Annotated in this window: 14 protein-coding genes and 1 pseudogene; 13 read left to right on the top strand and 2 right to left on the bottom strand. The window is 47.7% G+C overall.

Annotation, left to right across the window (positions count from 1 at the left end):
* Positions 1-2: 2 nt before the first annotated feature.
* The 4 genes from C825_RS12865 to nhaA all read left to right on the top strand — a co-directional run bounded on the left by C825_RS12865 (position 3) and on the right by nhaA (position 3541).
* Positions 3-221 (top strand): hypothetical protein, encoded by a 219-nt coding sequence (locus C825_RS12865; RefSeq protein WP_007658121.1) that lies wholly within the window; start codon positions 3-5, stop codon positions 219-221.
* Positions 222-224: 3 nt separating this feature from the next.
* Entirely contained in the window at positions 225-821 is a 597-nt protein-coding gene (locus C825_RS12870) for an IMPACT family protein (RefSeq protein ID WP_007658120.1), read from the top strand.
* 102 nt (positions 822-923) lie between these two features.
* Positions 924-2126 (top strand): cation:proton antiporter family protein, encoded by a 1203-nt coding sequence (locus C825_RS12875; protein WP_007658119.1) that lies wholly within the window; start codon positions 924-926, stop codon positions 2124-2126.
* Positions 2127-2185: 59 nt separating this feature from the next.
* A complete protein-coding gene (nhaA, locus tag C825_RS12880; protein ID WP_010802754.1) occupies positions 2186-3541 on the top strand; it encodes a Na+/H+ antiporter NhaA in 1356 nt (451 codons plus the stop codon).
* A 37-nt stretch (positions 3542-3578) separates the two neighbouring features.
* On the opposite strand, the gene C825_RS12885 is transcribed toward nhaA, so the two are convergent.
* Positions 3579-3719, bottom strand: a complete 141-nt coding sequence (locus C825_RS12885) for a hypothetical protein (protein WP_154278314.1) — start codon at positions 3717-3719, stop codon at positions 3579-3581.
* Between the two features lie 113 nt (positions 3720-3832).
* Between C825_RS12885 and C825_RS12890 the strand changes: the two genes are divergently transcribed.
* Positions 3833-4762, top strand: a complete 930-nt coding sequence (locus C825_RS12890; RefSeq protein ID WP_010802755.1) for a tyrosine-type recombinase/integrase — start codon at positions 3833-3835, stop codon at positions 4760-4762.
* 80 nt (positions 4763-4842) lie between these two features.
* Here the strand turns inward: C825_RS12890 and C825_RS12895 are convergent.
* Positions 4843-5694, bottom strand: a pseudogene (locus C825_RS12895) (Rpn family recombination-promoting nuclease/putative transposase).
* Between the two features lie 1446 nt (positions 5695-7140).
* Here C825_RS12895 and C825_RS12900 point away from each other — a divergent pair.
* The 8 genes from C825_RS12900 to C825_RS12935 all read left to right on the top strand — a co-directional run bounded on the left by C825_RS12900 (position 7141) and on the right by C825_RS12935 (position 14465).
* Complete coding sequence (locus C825_RS12900; protein ID WP_010802758.1) at positions 7141-8049, top strand: DUF5119 domain-containing protein; 909 nt, start codon at positions 7141-7143, stop codon at positions 8047-8049.
* A gap of 15 nt (positions 8050-8064) precedes the next feature.
* A complete protein-coding gene (locus tag C825_RS12905; RefSeq protein ID WP_010802759.1) occupies positions 8065-9027 on the top strand; it encodes a fimbrillin family protein in 963 nt (320 codons plus the stop codon).
* 10 nt (positions 9028-9037) lie between these two features.
* Positions 9038-9973 carry a fimbrillin family protein gene (locus tag C825_RS12910; protein ID WP_010802760.1) on the top strand — a complete coding sequence of 312 codons (936 nt, stop codon included), beginning with the start codon at positions 9038-9040 and terminating at the stop codon, positions 9971-9973.
* Between the two features lie 43 nt (positions 9974-10016).
* On the top strand, positions 10017-11042 hold the full coding sequence (locus C825_RS12915) for a fimbrillin family protein (RefSeq protein WP_010802761.1): 1026 nt from the start codon (positions 10017-10019) through the stop codon (positions 11040-11042).
* Positions 11043-11251: 209 nt separating this feature from the next.
* Positions 11252-12271: a fimbrillin family protein gene (locus C825_RS12920; RefSeq protein ID WP_010802762.1), complete on the top strand. Its 1020-nt coding sequence runs from the start codon at positions 11252-11254 to the stop codon at positions 12269-12271.
* 25 nt (positions 12272-12296) lie between these two features.
* The gene (locus C825_RS12925; RefSeq protein WP_010802763.1) at positions 12297-13337 is read left to right on the top strand and encodes a BF2992 family fimbrillin-A clan protein; all 1041 of its coding nucleotides are present in this window, start codon (positions 12297-12299) and stop codon (positions 13335-13337) included.
* Between the two features lie 13 nt (positions 13338-13350).
* Positions 13351-13638, top strand: coding sequence for a hypothetical protein (locus C825_RS12930; RefSeq protein ID WP_250690636.1), 288 nt, complete (start codon positions 13351-13353; stop codon positions 13636-13638).
* Positions 13545-14465, top strand: coding sequence for a fimbrillin family protein (locus C825_RS12935; protein WP_250690632.1), 921 nt, complete (start codon positions 13545-13547; stop codon positions 14463-14465). The genes C825_RS12930 and C825_RS12935 overlap by 94 nt, the downstream gene beginning before the upstream one ends.

The following is a 14465-nucleotide window of genomic DNA, read 5'->3' on the forward strand; positions in this document are numbered from 1 at the left end:
ATATGAAGAATCCTATCCAAATGATCAAACAATGCGTAGAGAAGGAAGAACCTTATTTCCTGCTGCGCGGACAAGATATATGCGCCCTGGCGGCCATTGAAACCTATTACGAGGAGGTGAAGAAAAATGTGAAAGATCCCTATTTTATCGAGGAGATCGAAGAGATCATGAAAGACTTCCGGGCCTTCCGCGAAGAACAGCAAACCCATATACCGGATTGATCGATGGCAGACGACAGTTACAGAACCATTAAACAAGTAGCCGAGGGCTATTACACGGAGAAGCGTAGCCGCTTTATCTCGTATGCCATCCCCGTGCGTACGGTCGAAGAGGTGAAGGAGCAACTGGACCGGTACCGTAAACAATATTATGATGCACGCCATGTCTGCTGGGCTTATATGCTGGGACCGGACCGCCTGACGTTTCGTGCAAACGATGACGGCGAACCGTCTTCCACTGCCGGGAAACCGATCCTCGGACAGATCAATTCCAATGAACTGACGGATATCCTGATCCTCGTAGTCCGTTATTTCGGAGGTATCGAGCTGGGTACCAGCGGGCTGATCGTTGCCTATCGTACGGCCGCTGCCGAAGCGATTGCGGCCGCCGAAATAGAGGAACGTACGGTGGATGAAGATATCACAGTCGCTTTCGAATATCCCTACCTGAACGGGATCATGCGCATAGTGAAAGAAGATACCCCCCTTATTGTATCTCAAAAATTCGAAATGGACTGTGAGATGACACTACGTATCCGAAAAGGGGAGGCGGAAAAGCTGAAGAACCGCTTATTGAAAGTGGAGTCGGCCTATCTGAAGTAATTTATTAATAATCTGAAACATGAGTTACCTGCTATTTCCGATTTGAGAGGATTTCCTTATTTTTGTACTCTGAAATCTAAACAAGCAAATAGTGGTAATATAATGAAGAAGATTCTGTTATTTTCTTTTTTCTTAGTGATTGGTTTGGTTGTCTCGCAGTTTCTTCCCGGTATGGTGGGAGAGAACTATTCGATGGTGAAGACGATCTCCAACACGTTGTTGTATGTGTGCCTGGCCTTTATTATGATCAACGTGGGCCGGGAGTTTGAAATGGACAAAACCCGTTGGAAATCTTATACGGAGGATTACTTTATTGCGATGGCAACCGCAGCCTTTCCCTGGATCTTTGTGGCGTTGTATTATATGTTCGTCCTGCTTCCCGATATCTATTGGTCGAGTGGCGAAGCCTGGAAGGAAAACCTGTTGCTGAGCCGTTTTGCGGCGCCTACCTCTGCCGGCATTCTCTTTACTATGCTTGCTGCTGCCGGACTGAAGGCTTCATGGGTATATAAAAAGGTGCAGGTTCTGGCTATTTTCGACGACCTCGATACAATCCTGCTGATGATACCGCTTCAGATCATGATGGTGGGACTGCGCTGGCAGTTGGGTGTTATCATCCTGATCGTGATGGTGCTGCTTATGCTCGGGTGGAAGAAGATGGGCACTTATAATATGCGTCAGGACTGGAAAGCGATCTTGCTCTATGCAATTGTGACGCTGGCTATTACACAGGGAGTTTATCTGGTGTCCAAACATTTCTATGGTGAAGACGCCAGTATTCATATCGAAGTGCTGCTGCCTGCTTTCGTCCTGGGTATGATCATGAAGCATAAGCATATCGACACGAAGGTCGAACACAATGTGGCTACAGCCATATCCTTCCTGTTCATGTTCCTTGTGGGAGTGAGTATGCCGGTATTCTTTGGCATTGATTTTGCCAAACAATCGGCCGAGGCGGCAACCATTACCGGGGCGCAGCCGATGATGTCGTGGCCGATGATCCTGTTGCACGTTCTTATTGTCTCTTTCCTTTCTAATATAGGAAAACTTTTCCCACTGTTCTTCTATCGCGACCGGCGCAAACGTGAGCGTCTGGCATTGTCGATCGGTATGTTTACGCGTGGTGAGGTAGGAGCAGGTATTATTTTCATCGCTCTCGGATACAATTTAGGTGGACCGGCCCTGATGATTTCTGTCCTTACTATTGTGTTTAATTTAATTTTAACTGGTATCTTTGTGGTCTGGGTAGAAAAATTGACCCGCAGTGCCTATCAGCTCGAAATGGCAGAGAAGCAAAGACAATAACACAGTTAGGAATTACGGAGACAGGTCAGCAAGCTGTCTCCGCAAATATTTTAAATACAATGGATCGTACTATTAATGTTATCCTGAAACCATTGCGCCGTTTCGCTACACAGAAGTCGAGCGCCAGTTTTCTATTGTTTATGGCCACCATACTGGCTATGATACTGGCCAATTCCCCTTGGGCGTATGCTTATCATCATATACTATCTTATCCCATAGATCTTCAGATCGGTAAATTCAATTTGTTCTCGCATCACGGAGAGCCGATGCCGATGCTGGCTTTTGTGAATGATGCCCTGATGGCCGTATTCTTCTTTGTGATAGGGTTGGAGATCAAGCAGGAGGTTTTGATCGGCGAACTCAGTTCGGTCCGTAAGGCGATCCTTCCGGTAATTGCCGCTTGCGGTGGTATGATCGTGCCGGTCCTTTTCTTCCTTCTGGTGTGTAATACAGGACCGGAAGCACGCGGGGCTGCCATCCCAATGGCTACCGATATCGCTTTTGCCCTTGCCGTTCTGGGACTTTTGGGGAAGCGGGTTCCTCTGAGTATGCGAATTTTCCTGACGGCGTTGGCTGTTGTCGATGATATCGGCGGTATAATTATTATCGCTTTGTTTTATAGCGGGCATATTGCCTATCAGCCGTTGCTGATTTCCCTGGCCCTGTTGGCGTTATTGTATGCCGGAGGGAAGATGCGGGTAAATAATAACCTGTTCTATTATATTGTCGGTTTTTTTGTCTGGATTTTGTTCCTGGAATCGGGTATTCATCCAACCATAGCAGGGGTATTGGTTGCCTTCACCGTTCCCGCCCGTCCGAAGATCAACCTGAACGATTTCACCTGTGATATGACCGGCTATCTGAATATGCTGGACTATACGGAGGTGCGCCAGTCTAAAAAGGCCGCCGTGCTGACTCCGACGCAGATACAGGTATTGAACAATATCCATTCGCTGGCGGATAGAACGATCAGTCCGTTGCAAAGCATTGCCGACAAACTGCATCCGATGGTAAATTACCTGATCCTTCCGCTGTTTGCCTTTGTGAATGCCGGTGTCACGTTCGGCGATATCCAGCCTGCGTCTTTGGTCAATGTGCCGTTGGCAGTCTTCCTGGGATTGTTTGTCGGAAAGACATTGGGTATTTTCTCTTTTACCTATTTCTTTGCCCGTACAAGCCTTGCCTCTATGCCGGCAGGAATGACACGTTGGAATCTGTTTGGGGTGTCGATGTTAGGAGGTATTGGTTTCACAGTTGCACTGTTCATCGCTAACCTGTCGTTTAACACTACGGATGCTGTAGGCATGGATTTGCTGAACCAGGCTAAACTTGGCGTATTTACGGGATCGTTTGTCTCTGGACTTTGCGGATACTTATTGCTGAAAAAGGTGCTGCCGAAGGCGGCAAATGAGTGATAACATACATTTGACGCACCTTTCTGCAATCAGATTCTTATACTTCCCAAATCTTATACCCCTTATTCGCAACGACATAAATAACAAATTGGCGAATATGGAAATCCGGCAATAATTCTTTGGCATCGGCAGCATAGCGGCACACCTGTTCGACATCTTCCGGATGCAGCACTTTCACGTATAGTATAGGGTATCTTATAACTTCTCATAGCGAAACATGTTAATCATTCAGACAAAGGTAGTTCATTTTCTGTTATATTCCTGCCAATATTAATTTAAATAGGAAACAGTATGGATGAAATGACTTTGATTAGGAAAGGGGTTGCACGTAATGGGTTCGTGCTTTATGCTCTGAATATTATTGACCAGGTGGAACAGGAAGGACGGTTCGGGACGGCACATGCCTATATGAGTAGCCTGAAGTCGCTGGTGCAGTTTACCGGGAGCCAGCGGATACCCTTCCGGCTGTTCCGGTCGGGGATGCTGAATAGTTATGAGAACTGGTTGTTGGGACAAGGCTGTTGTGAGAATACGGCACATTTCTATCTGCGTAATTTACGCGCCCTTTACAACAAGGCTGTGGCGGAGAAAGTGATCCGCCCGCGCGAAAACCCTTTTGCCGGCATGTCGCTGGAATCGATGCCGACACGTAAACGGGCATTGCCTAAAAGATGGGTGAAACGGATAAAGAACCTCAAATTGGATGAAGGAACCAGCCTGGCTATGGCACGCGATATGTTCCTTTTCAGTTTTTACACCTGCGGTATGGGGTTTGCTGATATGATTCTATTGAAACATGAGCAATTGCAACGGGAGATGATCCATTATGAGCGGGTGAAGACCGGACGGCCCGTCTCTGTTTTTGCAAATGGAGACTTGTTGAAGATTATTGAAAAATATCGTACCGATAGTTGTTACATCTGGCCTGTGCTGTCGGATGGGGCGAGCGAGGAAGCCCATTATAAATGTTATCGGAGTGCCTTATGCTCATTCAATCGTCATCTGAAGATCATTGCGGAGAAAGCGAATATCCCCGAATCACTGTCGTCATATATGGCCCGCCACTCTTGGGCAACCGCCGCCCGCAACCAATTGATGCCTACTGCGGTGATTAGTTCCTGCCTGGGACATGCCAACGAAAAAACGACACAGATCTATCTCGACTCGTTCAACGAAGGGTTGGTGAAGCGGATAAATAATAAAGTGATCAATCTGGATTGATAGGGGATGATAATGAAAGAAAGTTTCCATTACAAATGGAAACTTTCTTTCTGTTGACATTTGACTGTTAAGTGAATAAACTACAATTTGTCTATTTCTTCGACAGACAAACCGGTACACTGGGCGATCGTTTCGATATTAACTTCCTGCTTTTTTAAATTTGCAGCAATCTGGCGTTGTTCTTCTACTTTACCCTCAGCTTTACCTTTTGTCATCCCTTTCATTTCGGCCTCCTCCACCGCATATTCCAAGGTATTGCGCCAGTCGCGGTAAATCTTCAGGTTCTCATCGTAAACAGCCCGTTCGTGAGAAGTCATTGCATTCAGGTTTGCCACATCGAGCAGGCGTTTGAAGGCATCGTTTTTCTCCTTAAACGGAGACATATCAAATAAATTCATATTCTTCAATATATAAACCATATTCTCCAGAGGCGTTTTGCATTCCTCTTCTCTTAGATTGAACAGATCGAACGACAGATAAATCTGTTTCAGTTTGACCTCGCCAAAAGTTTTCCCTGTCGCCTCATTGGCTAGCACCACATCGGTGCGCCAACTCTGAAATTCAGGCAGACTAAAGTTCAACAGGTAGATGCCATATACCGGAAGCAAGCTATACTTCCAGTCAGCTCCGCTCTCTCCCTGACGGGAGATCATTCGACAAATGTAATAAAATCCGCGGTTAAAGAAATAATGTTGAGGACAATTCTGCATTTCAAGTACAAATTTGCTCCCGTCCACATCTTCGCAAAGGAGATCGAAGATCACCGTGCGCTGTTCTATTACTTCGGGTTGGATTTCTTTATCGAGATAGGTCAGGTCTTTCACCTAGCGTTCGCCCTCGAGCGTGGCGTTGATAAAGTCGATTGCCACTTGCTTTTCACCGAATACGGTTTTAAAAGCCTTGTCGAGCATGATGTTCACATACTTTTCCATAAGTCAATAGTTTTAGTTGTTTTATTACCCGATAGCAGGTAACGAGACAAATGTAGGCAATATTTTATTTATTCCAAACAGAGAAGGGGATTATTTGATTCAGATGTAGGAATAATTGAGCTATCTGTTTATAGTGACGGGAGTAACCAATTCCCCTCTTGAGAGGGGATAAGGGGTGTGTTAAAGCCAGTTATGGGGCGAAACTATAACACACCCCCTTCCCCCCTCTCAAGAGGGGAGCCAGTTACAACCAGTTTATAATTTAGATAGTTCAAATCTGATAGATTATGAACAGGATTAACTCCACCAACGATTATGAACTGTATTGTATAGAAGAATGCTATTCCTATTTTTTATTGGTATTCTTGAAAATCAATTTGTCATTTAATCCCTTTTATAGGAACTCTCTATGGAGGCGGGTAAGGGATTGGGAGTATTTATGCGTCTCTGGGGAAGTTAAGCGATGACAGGAGGAAAGGGGATTGGGGAAATCGGATGACTTTTTGTTTGCGCATTTGGAATGGGGCCCCGGGCTGTTTGTGATGGTGGCTGCTTGGTTGATGGAAACGGCTACATTTTGTCAGGCAGGAATGGTGTGGATTTTTTTACCTTCCAGCGAAAAAAACACTGAATAACCGATGCCTGCTTAGGGAAAAAAGAGACGTGTTACAATTATCTCCCAAGCAATTTCAATTGGCTGCCGGACAATTCCGACCAGTTGCCGGGTGGTTGAAACTATCCGGCAACTAACTGAAACTATCTGCCGGGTAATCGATACCAAACCGGAGCCAATAACCATGAAAAAGGCCTTTTTACCCGCCAAAAGCAACCGATTTGCGTCCGGATGGCCTCTGTTGAAAAAAGAGGGCGTTACGAAAAGAACTTAAAAAGTGATTGCAATGATAGCCTATCGTTGATTTTTGTTACTTTTTGATATCCTTTAGACTTCTGATAATCAGTTTGTGCTTTTCTTTGTCGGCTCTCTTATTCACCTTTTCCCTCTGTAACTCTTATCCCATATCAGCCGGATTTGTTGCATCCTAACAACAATCACCGGGTTCATTTTTTTGTGATTTTACGGCCTGTTCAATCTATAAATAAAGCTAAAAAATAATTGTTTGGTGGAGAAGAAGAGATGCCCTGAATTTCATATCCTTCTGAATATAGGGTACTGCATCTCTATTGATAGTAGAGATACATTATATTTACTTAACTAAAAACTGGTACAAAGGTAGTAAATATCTGTTTTAAAAACTCCTTGATCATTAAGAAGTAAATAATATTTAACTATTGAAAAAATGTTATCAATTTCACGTTTATTTACGTATTTTGTTGTGTGAATAAAAACCAATGAAGGTTAATGTTATTTGTATCACATTGAATTATAGTCGATTAAAGGCTGTGTATCTCTACTATCAATAGAGATGCAATATTCAGGGAGGAAAAATGAAGCAAAAAACAGGTATAGGGTTCATCTTTTGCTTGCTTGCAATCATGAGTATTTTATCTTGTTGCAGGAGATCTGACGAGCCGGCTGCGGAACTTGTCGACGGGACAGTCCGTATCTGTTTTGAATGGGATACGGTGCCTTCCGGCATACAGCCTCCGGAGGGGATGACGCTCCGTTTCTATCCGGAAAGCGGTGAGGGGACGGTCTACGAAATGAAATCGGATACGGTCTCTTTCTCCGGCAATCTGCCGGTCGGCAATTATCGTGTACTGATCTATAACTGTCCGACACCGGGTATCTGGTTTCGCGGACAGGAGCAGTTTGAAACCGCTGAAGCCTGCGTAAAACCTCTGACCCGTTCGGTGGAAACGGTCGGTCAACCGGATTGGTTTACGCTGGCTACGCTCGGAGAGTATGAAGTGAGGAAAGAGGATCCGGGTGCAGAGCCTTTACGGGTTCATCCCGAGCCAATTGTGCGGCGCATCTCTTTTCGTATAAAAGTGACCGATGCGCGGGAGGTGGAATCGGTATCGGGTCGCCTCCTGAATGTGGCCGAAGCAGTCAATCTGAGTACGGGAAAGTCTGTAGCCTCCTATGTGGCGGGCACCGATATCCCCATCCGCGCGGAAGAGGGCCTGTTCGTGGGTTCGCTTTTGGTGTTCAACCTGCTGGATAAGGATGAGATCCCGGGTGGAGGAGCCGATAAAAACCTTCGTTTGCAGATCAACTATGCGGACGAGACGAAGGAGGTGCACGAATTGGATATCTATGACGACTTGATCAATATGGGGGATGGCGATAATGCGGATGTGGAGTTGGATGTGACTCCTTCGGGCATCCATTTTCAGGTTCGTATAACTGAATGGATAGCGGGACAGGGTCCCGATGTATCGGTTGGTAAATAAAAAAATGATAGAGAAATGAAAACAACGACATTAGTATTAGTAGCGGGCCTGGGTCTGTTGTGTGCCTGTTCTGACAACCGTGGGGCCGAAACGCCGGACCTTTCGGGTGTGATCCGTTTTGAATCTGGCATTCAGACGAAAGCCGGTCCGGTGACGGGTACGCAGTTTGCAGCCGGAACGAAAGTGGGCGTGTACACGCTTGAAAACAGGAACGGCGTACCCGTCTGGACGACATCGGTTAGTGATGCTTCGAACAACCTGATTATGAACAATGTGGAAGCGGAGGTCAGCGGTAGCGGCGGCCTGGTCTACGAACCTGTAAAGATGTACACGGCGAATGCCAACTACAGTTTTTTTGCCTACTATCCTTATGAAGCGTCCGTCACGGATCCTTCTGCCGGTCAGCCGCCTAAGCTGGCCTGCACGTTCGGGAAGACTCCGTCGGACCAGATCGATTATATGTATGCGAGTCCGCTGGAAAATAAAAAGCCGGTGACCGGCGCTTACCTGCTGAGCTTCAACCATGCCCTGACGCAGGTCACGGTAAAGGTGGTGAATGGTACGGGCGATAAACTGACGCTGCACTCTTTGAAAATACAGGCTCCCGGCGGTGCAACGCTGAATATCGGCAACGGTACGTGGAGCGCACCTTCCGGATCGGAAACCTATATCCTGTTTGGTCCGTCTGCTGCGGAAGAGATTCAGCCGAAAGCCTCTTTCTCCGTACCGGGACAACTGATGTTGTTGCCTGTAGCAGCCAAAGGGACGGCCTATACTTTTGATATGGGTGTGACGGAAGGCGATGCTTCTTCGGCCATAGAGAAAACCGGTCAGACGCTGACATTGCCGACGGAAGGTTTACGGGCGGGATATTCTTACGAATATACAGTGACTTACGGAAGTGCTTCCTCCATCCAGTTGTCTACCAGCGTGGTGGAATGGCAATATGTATCAGGTCCGGGTATCACGGTAAAATAAAGGAGAGGGGATGAAACGGCTGCTGATATATCTGGTTTGCGCCGCCATGTTTGGGGGGTGTTCTCCCGACGACCGTCGGGAGACGCCTTCGGGCGGAGCAATTCGTTTCGTGGCAGACGTCTCTGTAGAAACGAGCAAAGCTTCGGGTCTTCTGTCGGGAACCGTATTACCGGACGGAAGTCGTGCCGGACTTTTCGCTTGTTCGACGCAGACCGGCGGTAGCAGTGAAGTTGTCATGAACAACGTAGCGGGAACGATCGGTGTGGAAGGGGCGGTCGATTACGATCCGGTGAAGTATTACGAAGCGGGAAAGAACTATTCTTTTTATGCCTGTTGGCCCTATACGGCGTCGATGGCCTATACGGATGCTGCCGACGCCCCTTCGCTGAAAATCAGCCTGGGCGATCAGGCGGGGAGTCAGGCGGATTATCTGTGGGCATCCCTGAAAGTAACGCCTGATACCGACAGGTCGAATGATATCGGCCGGTTGACTTTCCGGCATGCCTTGTGCCGGATACGGGTACGTATTTGGAACGGTAGTACAGCCGGTGTTTTTTTGAATAGCATTACGCTGACGGCTCCGGGGAGCGGCACGCTTTCGCTGGCCGACGGAAGCTGGGAGGAGGTAGAGGAAGGCAATCGTTTTCCCTCTTTTATCCTTTGCCGTTATAGTGAGGCGGTGGAACTTCCGCAAGAGGCTTTCTACGAGATACCGATTTCGTTGCTTCAACTCCCGGTGGGAGCGGAGACAATGAAAAAACAGGTTTTCAGCATTACGATCGACGGACAGACGTTCGAGGTTTCTCCCGCCACCCCTGCCGAAGGCTGGGCGGCAGGCTACTCTTACCTTTATACGGTATGGTATGCCACCGATGGTGTCACTTTCCAGGGTACGATCGAACCCTGGCTACCTGTCGAGGCAGGAGAGGTCGACCCGGAAGAATAGTTTTGAACAATATAAAGTATTAATATTAAAAAGAAATTAGTGTATGAAAAATCTTATTTTATTAACAGCAATCGCTTTCGCTGCTGTCTCCTGTTCTGAGGACGACGGGTTGCAGAATAGCAAACCGGAGGCTAATGCGATCCTTTTCGGTACAACGGTGCAGATAGAAACCAAGGCCGTGGTAAAAGGGACGAAGATCCCCGACGGGGAAAAAGTGGGACTGTATGCCCTGGAAGCGGAATCATCCGCATCCCCGGCATGGAAAGCCTCCGCAAACCTGATGGATAACATCGAAGCGGTTGCGAACAGTTCGGGAGGATTGGACTATTCTCCGCTACTGAACTATACGGTGGACAAAGTGTATAACTTCTATGCTTATTATCCGCATACGGCTGTTTCCCAGGCAGGTGGCGACGGAGTCGTGGCGCCAACTACTACTGCTGCCCCCAAATTGAAAGTGACTCTGGAAAAAACACCGTCCGCCCAGGCCGATTATATGTATGCCGCGCCGATTGAAAACTACAAACGGACATCAGACGAAGCCGGTGTTATTCAGAAGCTGGTGTTCAAGCATGCCTTGACACAGATACGTTTTAAGTTTAAGAATACGGAAGAGTCGGATGCGATAGTCATCAAGAGTATCAAGGTGAAAGACAATGATAAGGGAACAATGAGTATAACGGATGGGGAATGGAGCAGTTTAAGTGCTACATCATCCGACGGGAATACCTTTACTTTCTTTCAGCCGACAACCCCTCAGACAGTAGCAGCCGGAACAACTTTCGATATCCCGGAACAATTGATGCTGTTCCCGAAGACAGGAGAGGATATGGTTGGTAATTCGACTCTTAAATTTGAGTTGGCTCTGGATGCCAGCGGTACGGAAAAAAAGGTGGAGATCACCCCGACAGTCCCTGCCACAGGTCTTACAGCGGGCACTTCCTATCTGTATACCTTATTATACAGTTCCACAGCCAAAGACTTCATTTCCTTATCCACCGAAGTGGTCGACTGGGTAGATGCCATAGGCGGCGATTTGCCGGTAGTACCGGATAAACCCGGGGCGTGAAGCGGTAAGATAAAGATGTAGATATAGAAATAATTGAACTATCCCGTTCCCGTGCCCGACACGGGATCGCAAAGGCACAAACCGTATCCTATATGTATCTTTTGATACTGCTGGTTCTTCTGCGGCCCCGTGTCAAGCACGGGGACAAGATAGCTCAATTTTGGCAATATGTGAAACATTCAAATCTGACAATAATTAAAACAACAAACATGAAAACAACCAACATATTACTAACCATTCTCCTACTGCTTCTCTCGGTTACCGGGTGTACTTCCGACGAACAGGGGGATGACCCCGTTACAAACGGGAAGGGAGAATACGCTGTCAACTTTAGTGGAAATATAAATTTGACGCAGACAAAGGTAAGCTCGTCGGAGAGTGTGGCAACTGGGGTAAAAGCAAAAATCTCCACCTTTGTAACGGACGAGACTTCTACTCCTGTTGTCGATGCAAAAGGATATACGGTCGCCACTGCCGGGAAATTTAATGGCGACGATAGTTTCGTAATGTATCTGGCTAAAGGTTCTTATGACTTTTATGCCGTATCGGCCAATATCACCACTTCGGCAAATGGAATTCCTGTCTTTTCAAGCGGCACATCGACTACCGACTTGCAAAATAAGGTCGATTATATCTATGCGAATAGTAAGAATGTGGCTGTTCCTGCAACTGGCGGCGGTAGTGACAATAATATAACCCTGAATTTCGAGCATAAAGCTGTCCGGATTACTATTGACGTAAAATCCGGAACCGGGTTGGAACTGACCGGCTGGCAGGATGGTGACGATCATGCGACCATAACCCCTCCTGTAATAACCAATTGTAAGATGAACTTGACTGATGGTGTAATAACACCGGCAACGAGTGTGAATACAATTGCGGATAATATGGAAACAACAGCTGTGGCTACTAAAGCCTCTACAGCCTCTTATACGATGCTTCCTTTGGCTGCTTCGGGAGGCAATGCTCACCAATTGACTGTCACCTTTAAGGTTAAAGTACAGGTCGGAGGCCGTGCAGAAGAGAATAGAACCTATACGGCAACATTAACAGCACCGAATACCAGTGACAACGGTAACACGACCGCCTTCCAGTCCGGCAAGAATTACACCTACACGGCCACTCTGAACCCGACTGCAATCACCTTCACCGGCGCCACAGTCACAGACTGGACACAGGTAGGCACAATGGAAGACCTGAAACCCAACGAACCGGATCCGGTGCCATAAATATAAAATAACAAATAAAACACATATGTCCCATCCTTATTTATATATCCTGTCTTTCATCCTGCTACTGTCGGCTTGTGTCGATGGGGAAGAACATGCTGACGAGGTTGTCGATCCGGCTCCGCCCGGGGAGATGGTTGCCGTGTCGTTCAGTAGCGTTATCGGCCTGGCTACAAAAGCAGGCGGGGAGGCAGCGGGAGTTACCGCAGATACGGATCTCGTACTCGCCGATGATGTACAGGTAATTGTCTATGCCTATAAGGAGACCGCTGTCGGTGTCCCTACTGCTGCCCCGGTTGCCAGTCGAACTTATAAGGTTGCGAATGGGAATGGGAGCCTGACGGAATCCGGTAGCGAGGGCCTGATGTATCTAGCCGCCGGTAAATATTGCTTTTATGCCCTGTCGGTCAATGAAAACAGCCAACCGCCTGTATTGGCGGAAGGCTCCTTTTCGGAAACCGGCGAGCTAACCAATAACACCGACTATATCTATTGCAAAACAAATGCAACCATCTCGTCTACCTCGGGCGAAGAACAGGAGGTTTTGTTATCCTTCTCCCGCCTGTCGGTACGTATCGAACTGAAGGTGGTGAGCGAAATCAACGGAACGGATGCCGGTAAGGCGACGGAGGCAGCTACGCCGGTAATCAAACTGGCAGCTACCGACCCGGTTGGCTCAAAAATCAGGCTGGGGGCCGATCCGGTAATTACCTCCGGTCGTGTGCCGGATGCAGCCGTTGCCAACACAGGGATGACAGTCACAGGAACGCTGGCCGGAGGTGGTTTTACAGCCGGTTGCATCATGCTTCCGATGAAGGCCGGGCAGGAAATCCCTGTAACCCTCACCTTTCCGACTATCACCTTCGATGGACTGCCCCAGCAGAAAGACAAACTTTATACACTGGCTATAACGACTCCGGAAGGAGGTTTTGTGTCTGGTAACCAATATAGTTACCGGGTGAATATCACAGGAAACGAAGTCGTCTTTCAGGGGGTGACGATTACTGGTTGGAAAGACAAAGAGGGCAGTATGCCCGATAGCGATATAACAGAAGATTTTATGTAACACAGCAACAACCATGAGAGATCGAATAAACATACCTGCGTTGGCGAGCCTTTGGGTTCCGGTTCTTTGCCTGGTACTGGCAACCGGATGTACCCGGGAGGAAGCGATCGACGGTCCGGAATCAGGCAACCGATCGGAAATCCATTTCTTTACCTCTACGCAGACACGTGCGGGGGAAGTGGCCTGGCAACATCCGCTAAAGTTCGTATTTATCCCTATCATCGAAAAACAGGGACAACGGCACCGGTCATGTATGGCGGCAAAGAGTACGTGGCGGATGCTACCGCCGGAACAACGCTGACTCCTGCGGCTCCTGCGGGTACGGATGCCAAAAATATGATCCTTCCTGCCGGAACATTCGGGTTTTATGCCATTTCTACCAATAGCAGTACGGAAGAAGTTCCGGCGTTTAATACCGTTGCCAATGATGGCTATCCGACAGATGACGCGAAGAACACGACCGCACTTGTCAATGGAATCGATTATCTGCACGCTGTTAGAGAGGAGGCGATACAATTCGGTTCCGCGCAGGAGGTCCCTTTGACATTTAAGCATATAGGAACCCAGGTGCAGCTGACTATCCAGTTCGATGCAAATGCCTGTGCGGCAAGTGAGACGGCCGCTCAAAATTTTGCCAAAGCTGAGGTCTGGGTGCAGCAAACCGATGTAACAAATGTTTATATGTACCTGAGAGACGGCCAGGTGCGTGTCGGTAATAATGTGGGATTGCCGTTTTTGGACTGTGGTTCCGCGGCCGATAATTTGAATACCGGTAGCATGGCAAAAATGTCCGTAGAGAAGGTCGGAGAGGTGACAGGGAGCATTCCGGCCAATCAGGTGGCCACCTTCAATATGCTGCCATTGAGATCGGAGGCGTCCCGGAAGATGTGGATTAAAGTCGTTATCGCTGACCTTAAAGTCGGGGATACGCCAGCGGCAACCCACACCTATAGCGGACAACTCGATGCCTCCAACGGCTGGAATCCCGGTGAACGAAACAGCTATACGCTGATTCTGAAAGGTAATGAGATTTCTTTTTCCGGGGTAACGGTGGAAGACTGGAAAAACGGTACTTCGGGCGTGGTGGGCGGTATAACGGACTCGTCGTCATCAACAACAACAAACTAA

It is taken from the genome of Parabacteroides sp. ASF519 (assembly GCF_000364265.2).
Classification (GTDB): Bacteria; Bacteroidota; Bacteroidia; order Bacteroidales; family Tannerellaceae; genus Parabacteroides; species Parabacteroides goldsteinii.